Source organism: Streptomyces sp. NBC_01410 (assembly GCF_045040195.1).
Classification (GTDB): Bacteria; Actinomycetota; Actinomycetes; order Streptomycetales; family Streptomycetaceae; genus Streptomyces.
Genome location: NZ_CP109530.1, coordinates 1,919,994 through 1,935,447 on the forward strand (window position 1 = coordinate 1,919,994; position 15,454 = coordinate 1,935,447).

Annotated in this window: 18 protein-coding genes; 10 read left to right on the forward strand and 8 right to left on the reverse strand. The window is 68.6% G+C overall.

The features are described from left to right. The first annotated feature begins 87 nt into the window (after positions 1–87). Positions 88–1,182: a DUF5925 domain-containing protein gene (locus tag OG741_RS08865; RefSeq protein ID WP_405596259.1), complete on the forward strand. Its 1,095-nt coding sequence runs from the start codon at positions 88–90 to the stop codon at positions 1,180–1,182. A 38-nt stretch (positions 1,183–1,220) separates the two neighbouring features. Here OG741_RS08865 and OG741_RS08870 read toward each other — a convergent pair whose 3' ends face one another. Then, a complete protein-coding gene (locus tag OG741_RS08870; protein WP_405596260.1) occupies positions 1,221–1,595 on the reverse strand; it encodes a GntR family transcriptional regulator in 375 nt (124 codons plus the stop codon). A 70-nt stretch (positions 1,596–1,665) separates the two neighbouring features. Between OG741_RS08870 and OG741_RS08875 the strand changes: the two genes are divergently transcribed. Together OG741_RS08875 and OG741_RS08880 are read left to right on the forward strand one after the other, a co-directional pair. Then, on the forward strand, positions 1,666–2,586 hold the full coding sequence (locus OG741_RS08875) for a GNAT family N-acetyltransferase (protein WP_405596261.1): 921 nt from the start codon (positions 1,666–1,668) through the stop codon (positions 2,584–2,586). Then, a complete protein-coding gene (locus OG741_RS08880; RefSeq protein ID WP_266478100.1) occupies positions 2,567–3,061 on the forward strand; it encodes a DUF402 domain-containing protein in 495 nt (164 codons plus the stop codon). The genes OG741_RS08875 and OG741_RS08880 overlap by 20 nt, the downstream gene beginning before the upstream one ends. Positions 3,062–3,116: 55 nt before the next feature. On the opposite strand, the gene OG741_RS08885 is transcribed toward OG741_RS08880, so the two are convergent. After that, on the reverse strand, positions 3,117–3,791 hold the full coding sequence (locus tag OG741_RS08885; RefSeq protein WP_405596262.1) for a response regulator: 675 nt from the start codon (positions 3,789–3,791) through the stop codon (positions 3,117–3,119). Next, the gene (locus OG741_RS08890; RefSeq protein ID WP_405596263.1) at positions 3,788–5,437 is read right to left on the reverse strand and encodes an ATP-binding protein; all 1,650 of its coding nucleotides are present in this window, start codon (positions 5,435–5,437) and stop codon (positions 3,788–3,790) included. Before OG741_RS08890 ends, OG741_RS08885 begins: the two co-directional genes overlap by 4 nt. 97 nt (positions 5,438–5,534) lie before the next feature. Here OG741_RS08890 and OG741_RS08895 point away from each other — a divergent pair, with 97 nt between their 5' ends. The 5 genes from OG741_RS08895 to OG741_RS08915 all read left to right on the forward strand — a co-directional run bounded on the left by OG741_RS08895 (position 5,535) and on the right by OG741_RS08915 (position 10,222). Further along, entirely contained in the window at positions 5,535–6,536 is a 1,002-nt protein-coding gene (locus tag OG741_RS08895) for a Bug family tripartite tricarboxylate transporter substrate binding protein (protein ID WP_405596264.1), read from the forward strand. Then, positions 6,533–7,066 (forward strand): tripartite tricarboxylate transporter TctB family protein, encoded by a 534-nt coding sequence (locus OG741_RS08900; RefSeq protein WP_405596265.1) that lies wholly within the window; start codon positions 6,533–6,535, stop codon positions 7,064–7,066. The genes OG741_RS08895 and OG741_RS08900 overlap by 4 nt, the downstream gene beginning before the upstream one ends. After that, positions 7,066–8,565 carry a tripartite tricarboxylate transporter permease gene (locus OG741_RS08905; RefSeq protein ID WP_405596266.1) on the forward strand — a complete coding sequence of 500 codons (1,500 nt, stop codon included), beginning with the start codon at positions 7,066–7,068 and terminating at the stop codon, positions 8,563–8,565. Before OG741_RS08900 ends, OG741_RS08905 begins: the two co-directional genes overlap by 1 nt. Positions 8,566–8,578: 13 nt before the next feature. After that, positions 8,579–8,974, forward strand: a complete 396-nt coding sequence (locus tag OG741_RS08910; protein ID WP_405596267.1) for a universal stress protein — start codon at positions 8,579–8,581, stop codon at positions 8,972–8,974. 96 nt (positions 8,975–9,070) lie between these two features. Further along, entirely contained in the window at positions 9,071–10,222 is a 1,152-nt protein-coding gene (locus tag OG741_RS08915) for a DUF475 domain-containing protein (RefSeq protein WP_405596268.1), read from the forward strand. 151 nt (positions 10,223–10,373) lie between these two features. Here OG741_RS08915 and OG741_RS08920 read toward each other — a convergent pair whose 3' ends face one another. Beyond that, positions 10,374–10,934, reverse strand: coding sequence for a TetR/AcrR family transcriptional regulator (locus OG741_RS08920; protein ID WP_405596269.1), 561 nt, complete (start codon positions 10,932–10,934; stop codon positions 10,374–10,376). Positions 10,935–11,031: 97 nt separating this feature from the next. Between OG741_RS08920 and OG741_RS08925 the strand changes: the two genes are divergently transcribed. Further along, positions 11,032–11,628 (forward strand): DUF2867 domain-containing protein, encoded by a 597-nt coding sequence (locus OG741_RS08925; protein WP_405596270.1) that lies wholly within the window; start codon positions 11,032–11,034, stop codon positions 11,626–11,628. Between the two features lie 141 nt (positions 11,629–11,769). Continuing rightward, on the forward strand, positions 11,770–12,759 hold the full coding sequence (locus tag OG741_RS08930; protein WP_405605464.1) for an alpha/beta fold hydrolase: 990 nt from the start codon (positions 11,770–11,772) through the stop codon (positions 12,757–12,759). A 49-nt stretch (positions 12,760–12,808) separates the two neighbouring features. On the opposite strand, the gene OG741_RS08935 is transcribed toward OG741_RS08930, so the two are convergent. The 4 genes from OG741_RS08935 to OG741_RS08950 all read right to left on the reverse strand — a co-directional run bounded on the left by OG741_RS08935 (position 12,809) and on the right by OG741_RS08950 (position 15,402). Beyond that, entirely contained in the window at positions 12,809–13,270 is a 462-nt protein-coding gene (locus OG741_RS08935) for a hypothetical protein (RefSeq protein WP_405596271.1), read from the reverse strand. A 78-nt stretch (positions 13,271–13,348) separates the two neighbouring features. After that, positions 13,349–13,516, reverse strand: a complete 168-nt coding sequence (locus OG741_RS08940) for a hypothetical protein (RefSeq protein WP_405596272.1) — start codon at positions 13,514–13,516, stop codon at positions 13,349–13,351. Between the two features lie 113 nt (positions 13,517–13,629). Beyond that, entirely contained in the window at positions 13,630–14,301 is a 672-nt protein-coding gene (locus OG741_RS08945) for a YdcF family protein (RefSeq protein ID WP_405596273.1), read from the reverse strand. 33 nt (positions 14,302–14,334) lie between these two features. Further along, on the reverse strand, positions 14,335–15,402 hold the full coding sequence (locus OG741_RS08950; RefSeq protein ID WP_405596274.1) for a helix-turn-helix domain-containing protein: 1,068 nt from the start codon (positions 15,400–15,402) through the stop codon (positions 14,335–14,337). Between the last annotated feature and the right edge of the window lie 52 nt (positions 15,403–15,454).

Below are 15,454 nucleotides of genomic sequence, written 5' to 3' on the forward strand. Positions count from 1 at the left end.
CCGGAGCCGGCGGCCGGCCCGCGGCCCGGGCCGCGCCACCGGTCAAAACACCGTGCGCGCGGCGGTCCCGTGCCGGATCATGGGCGCATGTCTGCAAAGCCTCAGGACGCACTGCCGATCCGGCTCACCGTCGACGACAGCGATTCACCTTCGGACGTCGTCGACGCGCTGTTCCTCGGCCGCTTCGCGACGGGCGAGCAGCCGTACTCCCACAGCTCCACCATCGACCGTGTCAGGCCCGGCGCCACCCTGCTGCCTCCGGCAGCTTCCGTACTGCGCTCAGCGCGGGACGACGACCGCAGCGCCACACTCGCCGAGGGCGAGGGCTGGACTCTGCTCATCTCCCGCTGGAACCGCGGCGCGGACGTCACCGTCACAGCGGTCACCTCCGAGCTCGCCGAGAAGGTCCTCAAGCAGGCCACGGACGGTGCGGCGGACGAACCGGAGCCGCAGCCGGAGAACGTGACCATGGGCTTCTGGTACGTCTCGCCGCGCCGCGGCCCGCACCGCACCACCCGCCAGATCGCCGCCGGTACCTGGGACGAGATCCGGCCCAACTACACGGCGCCGGTGGCCGATGCGATGGACCGGCTGATGAAGGTCACGCCGGACGACATCGCCGGACGGCTGCTCCTGCTGCACGGCCCGCCCGGCACGGGCAAGACCTCCGCGCTGCGCACGCTGGCCCGCTCCTGGCGGGACTGGTGCCAGGTCGACTGCGTACTCGACCCCGAGCGGCTCTTCAACGACGTCGGCTACCTGATGGACATCGCGATCGGCGAGGACGAAGGCACCTCGAAGGGCCGCTGGCGACTGCTGCTCCTGGAGGACTGCGACGAGCTGATCCGCGGCGAGGCGAAGCACACCGCGGGCCAGGCGCTGTCCCGGCTGCTCAATCTCACGGACGGTCTGCTGGGCCAGGGTCGCAATGTCCTGGTGGGAGTGACGACCAACGAGGACCTGGAACGGCTCCACCCGGCGGTGGTCCGCCCGGGCCGCTGTCTGGCCCGGATCGAGGTGGGGGCGCTGACCCGCAAGGAGTCGGTGACCTGGCTGGGCACGGAGGAGGGTGTCGGCCGCGAGGGCGCGACGCTGGCCGAGCTGTACGCCCTGCGCCGCGGCCACAGCCCCACGTCGGTCCCTCTCCAGCACGACGGCGCGGACGCGGGGCTGTACCTGTAGCCGGCGGCGTTTGAGGCGCGGAGCCCCGGCAACCGGCCTCAGCCGTCGTACGCCGCCCGCAGGGCATCCCGCGCCGCGGACAGCGCCGCCTCCTGCGACAGGCCCAGGCGATGCACCTGCTCGGCAAAGGCCGCAGCTGCCGCGGCGGCCCGGCGCTCGGCCGCATCGCCCGCTGCCGCGATGAACGTGCCGTTCCGGCCTCGGGTCTCGATCACTCCGTCGGTCTCCAGCGCGCGGTACGCCTTGGCGACGGTGTTGGCGGCGAGCCCGAGCTCCTCGGCAAGCCCGCGCACCGTCGGCAGTTTGTAGCCCACCGGCAGTGCGCCCGACCGCGCCTGCTGGGAGATCTGGGTACGCACCTGTTCGTACGGGGCGAGGTCCGCATCGGCATCAATGGCGATCTTCAAGGTCACCCGCCGATTCTCCCTCACCGCCGGAAAATGAGAGGCGGGGCCACCCGGCGGGCACGTACCGTCCCTCCCCATGACTTTGATCGTCCGTGATTTCCGCCCCGATGACGCGGCGTCGGTGTCGCGCGTCAGGCGTGCCGCCCTCCCTTACATGGTGACGACGCCGGCAGCCATCGCCTTCGGTGTGGAGTCCGCCAACCCGGCCAAGAAGTACAGGCTGTTGATCGCCGAGAAGGACGGGGAGATCATCGGCACGGCCCATGCCGGCATCGCGTACGACTCCAGTGAGCCGGGTCAGTCGTTCGTCACTCCGCACGTCCACCCGGAGCACCGCGGCTTGGGCGCGGGGGCGCTGATTCTGCGCACCGCCGAGGAGCATCTGGCGGCCGAGGGCGCGAGGACCGTCTACGCCTGGGTGATCGACGAGCCGGAGTCCCGCGCCTTCGCGGAGAAACACGGCTACCGGCCGACCCGTCCGGCCCACTTCCAGCGTCTTGACCTCGCGAACGGAACACTGCCGCCGCTGCCCGATCTGCCCGCGGGCGTCGAGCTGCGTACCGCCGCAGACTTCGAGGCCGACCCGCGGCCGATGTTCAGGGCCGATGCCGAGGCCACGTCGGACGAGCCCAGCGACATCGGCGCGGACTTCGACGACTACGACGACTGGATCCGCCACACCTGGAACAACCCGCTGCTCGACCGTGGGCTGAGCTCGGTCGTGCTGGTGGACGGCGAGGTCGCCGCCTTCACGGCGGCCCAGTCGGACGGCGGCACCCGCTACATGTCCGGCATGACGGGCACGCTGCGCGCTCATCGCGGGCGGGGTTTGGCGAAGCTCGCCAAGACCGACTCCCTGCGCCGCGCCCGCGCGGCGGGCTACACGGACGCGTTCACCAGTAATGACGCGGACAATGGGCCCATGCTGGCGATCAACAAGTGGTTCGGTTACGAGATCTGCGCGACGGAGGTACGGCATGTCCGCACGCTCGGTTGAGGTGGTCCTGGTCAAGGCGGGCCGGACCAAGATCCGTTACGCCGCGGAGCTGCTCGCGGACGACGGCACCCATGTGACGGTGCGCGCGCCGTGGGCGGGCGAGGAGGCTCGTGACTTCGGCTTCGTACGCTTCGAGGCGGGCGATGTGTTCACCGAGCACTACTGGCGGGACCGCTGGTACGCGGTGAAGGAGGTCAGTTCGAGCGACGGCGCGCTGAAGGGCTGGTACTGCGACATCACCCGCCCGGCCGTCCTGGACGGCGACGAGCTGGTCGTCGAGGACCTGGACCTCGATCTGTGGGTGTCGGCGGACGGGGCTCAGGTGCTGCGGCTGGACGAGGACGAGTTCGAGGAGAGCGGCCTCGCCGCCCGCGACCCGGGGGCCGCCGAGCGTGCGGTGGACGCCCTCGACGAGCTCGAAGTCCTCGCCCACCGGGGCAAGTTGACCGACCTCCTCGATCGGACCGGTCGTTAGGCGAGCTGCTTGCGGTAGTGGATGCGGTCGTACGGCCCGCCCACGCGGGGCGCCTTCAGCTGCGCCAGCTGTAGCGGCGCTCAGGTCTGCCCGCGGCTCCGTACCGCAGGGACACCTCAGCGTGGCCCGTGCACTGGAAGTGTTCGAGGTAACGGCGGGCGCTGACGCGGGAAATGCCGGCCCGGGCCGCGCACTCGGCGGCGGACAGCGATCCGTCGATACCGCGCAGCGTCCGCTCGACGAGTCCCGCGGTCTCTACGCTCATGCCCTTGGGCAGCACAGGGCTCGATGTGGGCAGGGCGGTGCCGGCCAGCACCCGGTCCACGTCTGTCTGGTCCCTGACGACTGAGGCGAGCAGGCTGCTGCGCTGGGCGGCGTATCGTTCGAGGCGGGGGCGCAGGTCTTCGAACTCGAACGGCTTCAACAGGTAGTTGACCACGCCCTGGCGGACGGAACGGTGGACTGCGGCTGCCTCGCGCGCGGCAGTGATCACCATGACGTCACAGTCATGGCCGGCGGTCCGGAGACGTGGAATGACATCCAGTCCGAACATGTCAGGAAGATACAGATCGAGCAGGACCAGGTCGGGGCGCAGCTCGCCGACGGCTGTGACCGCCTGCTCGCCGGTGTTCGCCGTGCCGACGACCCGGAACGGCTCGACGCGGTCGACGAAGGCCCGGTGGACTTTCGCCACCATGAAGTCGTCGTCGACAACCAGCACGTCGATCATGAGGAGGCTCCTTCCGGTACCGCGTCGGCCGGGCTGCCGACGGACATCCGAGCGGTGAACATGGCACCGTCGGGCGTGTTGGCCACCGCGACCTCGCCGCCGCGGCGCTTGCAGACGAGCCGGGTGAGCGCCAGTCCGATGCCCCGCTCCCCCTCTTGGGCGGCTTTCGTGGTGAACCCGTGTGAGAACACCTCGTGGGCGAGTTCGGGCGCTACTCCAGGGCCGGAGTCGCGCACCACGATCTCGACGCTGGACGCGTCCTGCCGCAGTTCGACCTCCACCCAGGCCTCGTGGCCGTCGTCGTCGCCGGCCCCGGCCGCATCGACCGCGTTGTCGACGAGGTTGCCGAGTACCGTCGCCACGTCCGCCGAATCCTCCGGCGCCAGCCGGTCGAGCGACGTACGCTCCGAGACACGCAGCGCGACCTTGCGTTCCGCCGCAAGTGACGACTTCGCCATCAGCAGAGCGCCGACGGGCATGTCGCGGATCCGTCTGTTCACGGTCATGTCCAGCGACTGGCGGTGCCTGCTCAGCGCGCGGACGTATCGCACCACATCGTCGTGCTTGCCTATCTGGATCAGTCCGGAAATCGTGTGCAGCTGATTGGCGAACTCATGGCCCTGCGCGCGCAGCAGCTCGGCGGAACTGCGGAACGATCCGATCTCGCGTTCCAGCTGGGCCAGTTCGGTACGGTCCCGCAGGGTCGTGACCGAGCCGAGCCGGCGGCCGTCCTTGGTGACCGTCATCCGGTTCATCACCAGCACCCGGCCCCGGCGTATGACGACCTCGTCGCGTCGCCCGGCTGTGTCACCGGGGGATCCGGCCAGCACGTCGTGCAGTCGGCCCTCGATCCCGAGGTCGGCCAGGCTCATCCCCACACAGTTCTCGGGCAGGTCGAGCAACCTCCTGCCGACCGCGTTCACCAAGGTGAGCCGCAACTGCGGGTCGAGGGCGATCACGCCTTCCGCGATCCCGTACAGCATCGCCTCGCGGTGCTCGGCCAGCCCGGCGATCTCGCGGGGCTCAAGGCCGAGGGTCTGGCGCTTGGTACGCCGGGCCAGCAGCCACGATCCGATCAGGCCGATCCCACTCGCGATGCCGAGGTAGGCGAGCAGATACGACGACGCGTTGCTCAGCCGCTGCCAGGCCGTCGGCGACGCCTCGCTGACCATCACCGTCCCCAGGTGGCGGCCGAGGTTGTGCTGAGCCGCACCGATCACCGGAACCTGGGCCACCATGTGGCTGGAGCCGTCCAGCGCCACTTTGCCGGACCAGCCGCGGGCCTCGGCGACACCAGGACCGAGTGACATCCGGTCACCGACCGTCGTGGGATTCGTGGAGCTGACGATCTTGCCGGTGCCGTCGGCGACGGTCACGGACGTAACGCCGGACTGGGTCAGCGTGGTCTGCACCAGGGGGGCGAGCACCTCTCCCGGTGCGGGCCGGTCGAGCTGGCTGCGCGCCAAGGGGTTCCCGGCCATCTGTTCGGCCAACGCCGTGACCCGGCGTCCTTCCACCCGTTCGAAGGTCGCTTCGGACTGAGCCAGTGAGATCGCGGCGACCGCCACCAGCACCGCCACGATGATGGCGAGCTGCAGTACCAGCAGCTCGCCGGCGAGTGTATGGCGGCGAAACTTCACGACCACAATGAACTCAACCTTCAATGCTGACACAACGCAGACGGGGTGTCTGCCGAGTCGCACAATCATGGCGTCCGAGTGCCCGAAGCGAAAGAGACCAGCCATGAGAGCAAGAAGAGCCGCCCTCGTCGGTGCCCTGACCGCCGTGTCGATTCTCACTGTCAGTGCCTGCGGCGCCACTGGGCAGAAGCAGGCGACGGGCAAGAGCGACGAGCCCGTCACCGGCCTGCGGATCATGGTCCCCAACACCCCGGGCGGCGGGTACGACACCACGGCGCGCACCGCGGCCAAGGTGATGGAGGACACCAAGATCGCGTCCGGTATCCAGGTCTTCAACCTTCCGGGCGCAGGCGGCACGGTCGGTCTGCAGCGCACCGTGAACGAAAAGGGCAACGGCAAGCTGGCCATGCAGATGGGGCTGGGAGTCGTCGGCGCGTCGTACGCCGCGAAGTCGAAGGCGACGCTCGCGCAGACCACACCCCTCGCCAAGCTGATGGAGGAGGCGGGCGCGATCGTCGTGCCCAAGGACTCGCCCTACAAGACGATCGACGATCTCGTCACCGCGTGGAAGAAGAACCCCAAGGGCGTCGCTGTCGGCGGCGGCTCGTCGCCCGGCGGACCGGACCATCTTCTGCCGATGCAGCTCGCCAAGACGGTCGGTATCGACCCGAAGAAGGTCAACTACATCGGTTACGACGGCGGCGGTGAGCTGCTCCCGGCCATCCTCGGCAACAAGATCGCCTTCGGCGCCAGCGGTTTCGGTGAGTTCCTCGACCAGATCGAGGCCGGCCAGGTCCGGGTGCTCGCGGTGACCAGCGAGAAGCCGGTCGAGGCGCTCAAGGACGTCCCGACGCTGAAGTCCTCGGGTATCGACCTGGTCTTCACGAACTGGCGCGGAATCGTCGCCCCGCCCGGTATCACCGACGCCGACAAGAAGGTCTGGATCGACGCCCTGACCGCGATGCACGACTCCAAGGAGTGGAAGGCCGAGCTGACCAAGCACGGCTGGACCGACGCGTTCATGGCCGGCGATGGGTTCGCCACCTACCTGACGGATCAGGACAAGGCCGTCGCCGCCATCCTCACCGAACTCGGCCTGGCATGAGCCTGCACGTCAACGAGCGGGACGAAACGAGTCACCGCCCGTCACCGGGCGGGGACCGCGCACAGTACGGCGTGTGCGCGTTCCTCGCCCTGGTGGGGGTGCTCGTCATCGTCGACGCCGTCCGGACCGGCAACTCGACCAGCAGCACCGATCCGCTCGGCCCGCGCACGCTGCCGGTGATCCTCGGCGTCCTTCTTCTCGTGGTCGCGCTGGTGTACGTCATCGACGTCGCGCGAGGCGGTCGCGGCGAACCGGAGGCCGGCGAGGACGTCGACCTGACGACCCCGGTCGACTGGCGCACGGTGCTGCTGATGATGGGCGCCTTCGCCGTCAATGCGGTGCTGATCGAACCCCTCGGCTGGGTGATCAGCGGGTCCGTCCTCTTCTGGGGAACGGCCTTCGCCCTGGGCAACCGGCACTACGTGCGCAACCTCGCGATCTCGGTCGCGCTGTCGCTGATCACCTTCTACGCCTTCGCGATCGGGCTCGGCGTCAATCTCCCGGCCGGCGTGCTGCAAGGAATCCTGTGATGGACAACCTGAATCATCTGCTCGAGGGGTTCGCGCACGTCGTCACCCCGATGAACCTCCTGCTGGCGCTGATCGGCGTCACCATCGGCACGGCAGTCGGAGTCCTCCCCGGTATAGGCCCGGCCATGACTGTGGCTCTGCTGCTGCCCGTGACCTACGGAATGGAGCCGACGCGGGCATTCATCATGTTCGCCGGCATCTTCTACGGAGGCATGTACGGCGGGTCGACCACCTCGATCCTGCTGAACACCCCCGGCGAATCGTCCTCGGTCGTCACCGCCATCGAGGGCAACAAGATGGCCAAGGCCGGCCGGGCGGCGCAGGCGCTCGCCACAGCGGCGATCGGATCCTTCGTCGCCGGAACGATCGGCACCCTGCTGTTGGTTCTGGTCGCGCCGCTGGTGGTGCAGTTCGCTGTCAGCCTCGGCGCACCGGACTACTTCGCGATCATGCTGCTGTCCTTCATCGCGGTCACCGCGGTGCTCGGCGCGTCCCGCGTCCGCGGATTCGCCTCGCTGCTCATCGGACTGGTGATCGGCATCGTAGGAATCGACTCGGTGTCCGGACAGCAGCGGCTCACCTTCGGCATCCCCCAACTCGCCGACGGCATCGATGTGGTGGTGGTCGCGGTCGGCATCTTCGCCGTCGGCGAGGCCCTGTGGGTGGCCGCGCATCTGCGGCGCAAGCCCGCGGGGGTCATCCCGGTCGGCGTGCCGTGGATGGGCCGACAGGACTGGAAACGGTCATGGAAGCCGTGGTTGCGCGGCACGGCGTACGGTTTTCCGTTCGGGGCCATGCCGGCCGGCGGCGCGGAGATCCCGACGTTTCTGTCGTACGCCACGGAGAAGAAACTCACCAAGCACCCCGAGGAGTTCGGCAAGGGGGCGATCGAGGGTGTGGCGGGCCCCGAAGCCGCCAACAACGCGTCCGCGGCGGGCACCCTGGTGCCGATGCTCGCCATCGGGCTGCCGACGAACGCGACCGCCGCGGTGATGCTCGCGGCGTTCCAGTCGTACGGCATCCAGCCGGGCCCGCTGCTGTTCGAGCGCGAGTCGACCCTTGTCTGGGCGCTGATCGCCAGCCTTTTCATCGGCAACCTGTTGCTGCTCCTGCTGAACCTTCCGCTTGCACCTGCGTGGGCCAGGCTGCTGCGCATCCCACGCCCCTACCTGTATGCGGGAATCGTGTTCTTCGCATCGATGGGCGCCTACGCGGTCAACGCACAGCCCCTGGACTTGTTCCTCCTCCTGCTGCTGGGCCTGCTCGGTTTCGCCATGCGGAGATTCGGGCTGCCGGTGCTGCCGCTGATCGTGGGCGTCATCCTCGGCCCGCGCGCAGAACTGCAGGGCCGGCGGTCGCTCCAGCTGTCGGGCGGCGACCTGTCCGGTCTGCTGGGCGGGCCGGTCTCCTACGTGATCTACACCGTGATCGTGCTGTTGCTGGCCTGGCCGCTGGTCCGGCGGTACATCGTGCGTCCGGTCCTCGAGCGACGTGCCTGAGAAGGAGGCAGCCATGACCGTACTGGTCGGATATGTACCGACGCCGGAAGGCGAGGCCGCCCTGCGGGCGGGAATCGACGAGGCCCGCACCAGGGGCGAGACCCTGCTGGTGGTGAACACAACGCGAGGCGACGCCTATGCCGACCGCGCCTTCGCGGAGCAGAAAGACCTCGACCACGTCCGACGGGACCTGACCGAGCTGGGTGTCGACTTCGAGCTACGCCAGGTGGTCGGCGGACGCGACGCCGACGAAGAGATCCTCGACCTGGCGGCGTCGTCCGAAGCCTCCCTGATAGTGATCGGGCTGAGGCACCGCAGCCCGGTCGGCAAACTCATCATGGGCTCCGCGGCGCAGCGGATCCTCCTGAGCGCGCCTTGCCCGGTTCTCGCGGTGAAAGCCGATTCCTGACGTCGTCCCGGCATCGGGTAGTCCCCGGGACATGGCCGCGTGCGGCTCCGGGGAAGCCCGTGCGAACGGGGACCGTACACAACGATGGGGTAGCCAGTGGTACTGAAAACCTTCGGCTGGTCGTTCGCAGTCACTGCGCTCGGCCTGGTCGCTGCGGTGTTCTACGGAGGATGGGCGGCCTTCGGGCTCGTCGCCATCCTCTCGATTCTCGAGATCTCGCTGTCCTTCGACAACGCGGTGGTCAACGCCGGCGTGCTGAAGAAGATGAGCGAGTTCTGGCAGAAGATCTTCCTCACCATTGGTGTCCTGATCGCCGTCTTCGGCATGCGGCTGATCTTCCCCGTGGTGATCGTCGCGGTCACCGCGAGGATCGGGCCCATCAAGGCCGTCGACCTCGCATTGAACGACCACGACATGTACGAGCAGCTGGTCACCGACGCTCACCCGGCGATCGCCGCCTTCGGTGGCATCTTCCTGCTGATGATCTTCCTCGACTTCATCTTCGAGGACCGGGACATCAAGTGGCTCGGCTGGCTCGAGCGTCCGCTTGCCAAGCTCGGCAAGGTCGACATGCTCTCGGCGTGCATCGCGCTGATCGTCCTGCTGGTCACCGCGGCGACCTTCGCGGTCCACGCCCACCAGTACGGCGGGGAGCACGTCGACAAGTCGGGGACGGTGCTCACCGCGGGTATCGCCGGCCTCATCACGTACATGGTCGTCGGCGGTCTCTCCGGCTACTTCCAGAACAAGCTCGAGGAAGAGGAGGAGCGCGAGCACGAGGCCGAGGAGGAGGCCAAAAAGGCCGGCAAGCCGGTCTCGGCCGTCAAACTCGTCGGCAGGGCCGCCTTCTTCATGTTCCTGTACCTCGAGGTCCTCGACGCGTCGTTCTCCTTCGACGGCGTCATCGGCGCCTTCGCGGTCAGCAACGACCCGGTGGTCATCGCGCTCGGCCTCGGCATCGGCGCCATGTACGTCCGGTCGCTCACGGTCTACCTGGTCCGCCAGGGCACCCTCGACGACTACGTCTACCTGGAGCACGGCGCGCACTACGCGATCGGCGCGCTGGCCGTGATCCTGCTCGTCACCATCCAGTACGAGATCAACGAGGTCATCACCGGTCTCGTCGGCGTCGTACTGATCGCCTGGTCCTTCTGGTCCTCGGTGCGCCGCAATAAGGCGCTCGCGGCCGCAGAGGGAAAAGCTGACGCCCCGGACCAGAGAGCGGGTCAGGCCGCGCTGTCCAAATGAGCTGTCCTTAGTGCTTCGTTGGCTCTGCCGTTCCCCGCGGCCCGGCGTCGTCCTGGCTGGTCATGTCGGAGACGTAGACAGGGGCCTCTGATCGCTCCGAAGCAATTGCACGGCCTATCGGGCTGGATGCAGGCCGTCGTCGCGAAGACGGCTACCGCAGGAGCCAGTTCCTCGTCAGGGCCATGATCTCCGCGCGGCTGTGGCCGCCGTGGTCGGCGGCGATGACATAGCTGCCGATCCGCACCGAGAAGGTGAGCATGCAGCGGACCTCGACGTCGTCCTCGTCGGGACAGAACTCGCCGAACAGCGAACGCAGGTAGTCCATGCGCCGGTTGTCGGCGCGCCGCAGCCGCTCGGCGACGGCCTCGTCGCGCCGGGCCCAGTCGCGGATCGCGAGGTCGGCCGCCACGCCCGTCGTCGGGCCGTCGCCGTACGAGGCGACGATCGTGAACAGCCGGTCCAGCCTGGCCCTGGCGTCTCCGCCGCCGCTCTCGACCCGCTCGATCACCGCCTCGGTGACCTCGCGCTCCCACGTGTCGAGCATCTCGGTGAGCAGCGCGCCCCGGTTGCGGAAGTACCCGTAGAAGCCGCCCTTGCTGACGCCGAGCGCCTGCGCCAGCGACTCGATCCGGACGGCCTCCGGGCCGCCGGCGGCGAGCGCCCGCAGCCCCTCCTCGATCCACTTGCCGCGAGGCGTGCGGGGCGTACCCATGATGTGTCTCCGCTCACGTCTCCACTCATCTATACGGTGCCGTATAGATGAGTGCTAGCCTTCTTCTATACGGCATCGTATAGATAGGGGCTTGCTCATGAGACTCCCGACAACCGCCCACACCTCGCGTCCCTGGCGGATCCACGAGATCGCCGGTGACTTCCGCATCGAGGACGTGTGGGCACTGCCGACACCAGGCGGCCCCGACGACCTCGCGCGGCTCGTTGACCAATTCGCCAGCGGCAAGGGGGATCCCGTCCCCTCTCCCGTGGGGCGCATACTCTTCGCACTCCGCTGGAAGCTCGGGGCCCTGCTCGGCTGGGACAAGCCCGCCGACGGCCTCGGCGGCCGGGTGCCGACGCTGCGCGACCGGCTGCCGGCGGACCTCCGCGAGGGCCCCCGCGGGCCGGACCTCAACGCGGTTCCGTTCACCTCCGTCTACCAGACGCACGACGAGTGGGCGGCGGAGACGGCCAACCGGACCATGCACGGCGTGATGCACATCGGCTGGGTCCCGGACGGGGCCGGTGGCTACCGCGGCCAGATGGCCGTCCTGGTGAAACCGAACGGGGTGTTCGGCGCCATATACATGCTGGGTATCAAGCCCTTCCGGTACCTGGGGGTGTATCCGGCGCTGCTTCGAGGGATCGGACGCGAGTGGGAGGCGAGGACCCGGGAGAAGAGCGCGGGCTGACCGGATCCGGTGCGTTTGCCGAAGCGGCAACAAGACTCGCGACGACCGCGCGGAACCCCGCATGATCGGGAACAGGATCTTGGCACACGGCGGATCGAGAGTCCCGGAGGATTCATGTCGCAGCAGTCGACGCAGCAGTCAATGCAGCAGGCCACTTGGCAGGCCACGGAGGTCACTCACCGGCTGGTCCCCTCGCCCACGGGCCGGATCCACCTGGTGGAGCAGGGCACCGGGCCGCTGGTGCTCCTCGTGCACGGCTTCCCCGAGTCCTGGTACTCCTGGCGCCACCAGCTGCCGGTGCTGGCCGCGGCAGGGTACCGCGCGGTCGCCATCGACGTCCGCGGCTACGGCCGTTCCTCCAAACCCGGTGGCACGGACGCGTACCGGATGCTCGATCTGGTGGCCGACAACGCGGCGGTCGTGCACGCCCTGGGCGAACAGTCCGCGGTGATCGTCGGCCACGACTGGGGGGCGGCCATCGCCGCCAACTCCGCCCTGATCAGGCCGGACGTCTTCCGCGCGGTGGGGCTGCTCAGCATTCCCTACGCCCCGCGCGGCGGACCGAGGCCCAGCGAGCTCTTCCACCAGATGGGCGGCGAAGAGGAGTTCTACGTCTCCTACTTCCAGGAGCCCGGTCGCGCCGAGGCCGAGATCGAGCCCGACGTGCGCGGCTGGCTCGCGGGCTTCTACGCCGCCCTGTCCGCCGACACCATGCCCGCACCCGGCGCGCCCGGCCCGCACTTCGTCAGCCGGGGCGGGACGCTGAGGGACCGGTTCCCCGCCGGTCGGCTGCCCGCCTGGCTCAGCGAAAGCGACCTCGACGTCTACGCCGGGGAGTTCGAGCGGACCGGCTTGACCGGGCCGCTCAACCGCTACCGGAACATGGACCGCGACTGGGAAGACCTCGCCGACTTCGACGGCGCCCCCATCACCCAGCCGTCCCTGTTCATCGGCGGCAGCCAGGACGCCTCGACCACCTGGCTGGCCGACGCGATCAAGGCGTACCCCGTCACACTGCCCGGCCTGACCGCCTCCCACATCCTCGACGGCTGCGGCCACTGGATCCAGCAGGAGCAGCCCACCGAGGTCAACCGGCTCCTGACCGACTGGCTCGCCGCCCTGCCCGCCTGAAGCGTGACTCGAAGCCCGGACACGTGTCCGGAAAGCGAGGTCCGCCCCCTCACCCGCCAGTCGTAACTCCCCCGCCGTGGTTGCGACGAGAGCCGGGGCGCAGCGCGAGGGCGCACCATATGGCCGCCGCTGTCAGTGCGGCCCCGGCCATCGCACCCAGCGCCGGCGCCTCCGGCCGCCAGCCCAGCGAAAGCTCGGTGCCCAGGAGGGTGAGCACGACCGCGATCGGCCCCGGGGCATAGACCGGCACCCTGGCGGCGGCAGCCCGCAGTACGGCTGCTGCCGCCAGGCCGGTCACGGTCCAGGCGACCAGATACGGCCATTGGAGCCCCGGAGCGGCGGGCGGCAGCCCGTACTCCTCGGGGCCGATACGGAACTGGGCGCTTGCCCAACCCAGGCCCACTCCGAGGACGGCGAGGCCCGCCACCCATACGGCGTGGCGCCACAGCGGTCCGCGCAGCACGGCCTCTTCGTCGTCGTCAGGGCTGGAGGGGATAAGGAGTTCGCTCACGCCCGGAAGGACGCGTTCCGGCGGCCGCAGGTTGCGCACTCTTTCAATACCTCCCACCTTGAGCCCGGCGGCGTATCGTCACGGCCGTGACCGGCTGGTGGAAGCTGTTGGAACCCCGGGCCCCTGACTCCGGCGAGGACCGCGATGCGGAAGATGTCTCGCGAGCGTCAGCCACTGACGCTCGCTCGGGTTGCTGAGATTCGCGAGCCGGGCGCGGCGCTGGTAATCCCATCGTGCGAACTGCACATCGTCCAGGACGACCCACCGGTCGGCCGCGTACGGCTTGGCCTAGGTGGACAGACTCGGGAACAGGTTGGGCTGATGGATCGCGCACGCCGCACGCGGCGCATGTGAGCGTGTCAGGACTTGATGAGTCGGCTGTCGAAGCCGTAGCCCAGGAGGCGCTCGTAGGCGTCACATACATCCCTCGGTACTTCCTGCCCGACGGCGAACCCGAGCTTTGGGTACTCGATCACCCGCTGCAGGTCGCCGACCAGCATGTCTACAACCAACTTCTCGTCGCCGATGGACTTGATGTAGTCGTCAAGCTCCAGGGGTTCGGAAGCGCACACGACCTCGACTTCGGGCCACAACATGCGACAAGTGGCGTAGGAGCGGCGCTCCATGTACGGCTTGGAGATCAAGAGCAGCGAGTCGATCCGGAGCCCCGCCGCGCGCAGTACGTCGCGCGAGAGCGTGATGTTCTGCCCGGTGTTACGTGCCTCGGTCTCCAGGAGGATCGCGTCGTCGGGCACGCCCAGGTCGAGTGCGTGCTCGCGATAGTGGACCGCCTCGCCCCGCGGGAAGCGGCCCGCGGTGGTCGGGCTGTTGCCGCCGCTGAATACGACCACGGGGAAGAGGCCTGCACGAAACAGCTCGGCTGCAGTCGTTGCTACCCCGAGATCATGGCTGCCTAGGCCGACCGCCGCAGAACAGGGGCGCAGAGGGTGGCCCATCTGGTGGTACTGCCAGATCAGGCGGGCGTCGCGCCACTGCTCGTCGGTGATCGCGTGCTGTCCACGGTCCGGCACGGGGGGCTCCCTCGCTCATCGTTTGCTGGCCACTCATCTCCGCTGGGCTGTCGGCGGGCCGTCGTACGACCGCCGGATGCCCTTGATGCTGCGCAGTTGGTGACTCAGGCCGTACTGCGTGGCCACCTGCGCCGCGTCGTCGAGGACGGACAGCCCATCATTCCGGGTGGCCGAGTCGGACAGAAGGATGTGCCCATGTGCTGTGTCCAGTCGCACGCGCTGCATGGGCGAGTCGACGGTCCCACTCTGCCGTGCGATGTCGATGTCGTGGAGTGCACGTGTGAGGTCGCCGGCACCGCGATGGGCAAGGGCCAGCTTTTGGTGAGCCACCGACCAGTCCTCGGGTTCGCCGAGCTCCTCGAATTCCCGGGTTGCGGCCGTCATGACGCGAGCGGCGTACTCGTTGTTGCCCTCTTTGCTGAGCGCCGTACCGACCCATAATCGAGCGCGGGCCCGGTCTCTGCGACTCAGGCGCTCGTCGTCTGCGAGCTGCTCGTACTGGCGGGCGGAAGCTCCCAGCTCGCCGGACATCTCGTTGACGACAGCGAGTGACAGCTCGATCTGCGCTGTGCGGCGCGGGATGTCGAGTTCGGTGAAGAGGCTGTGAGCGTTGCTGTACGACCGTCGAGCGGACAGTGGTCCGAGGATCGCTCCTTGATCGCGTTGCAGGTCGCCGAGTAGCACGAGCGAACGGCCATAGAGGTACAGGCCCTTGTCATCGAGGCCGCGCGGATCGTTCGGGCCCAGCCACCGATTCAAGAGGCTTGATGCGAATGTGAAGTCCTGACGGCTCAGGCAGACGATGGCGCGGTCGATGTCCTCGGTCCACGTCTCGTAGTCCGCGCGTACGCGGCTGCGACGAGTCGATCCGGAGAGCAGTGTCTCGAAGCGGGCGTGTACGGCTGAGGTGGCACGCGCCAGCGCGGTGTCGAGGATGGCCTGAGTGTCCGGGCGAGGCTGCGTGGCCTCGCCAAGGCTCTCCCATTTGGCCACCGTGCGCAGAGCGACTCCGAGGTGGTCGGCGAACGCTCGCGTACTCATCCGCAGCGCTGAGCGCAGGGCTCTCGCTTCTCTGCCGGTCCACTGCTGCACGCTGACCACGGGCTGCCTCCTTGTGTCACCAATCGAAACACACAGAGTGACGACGGTAGGC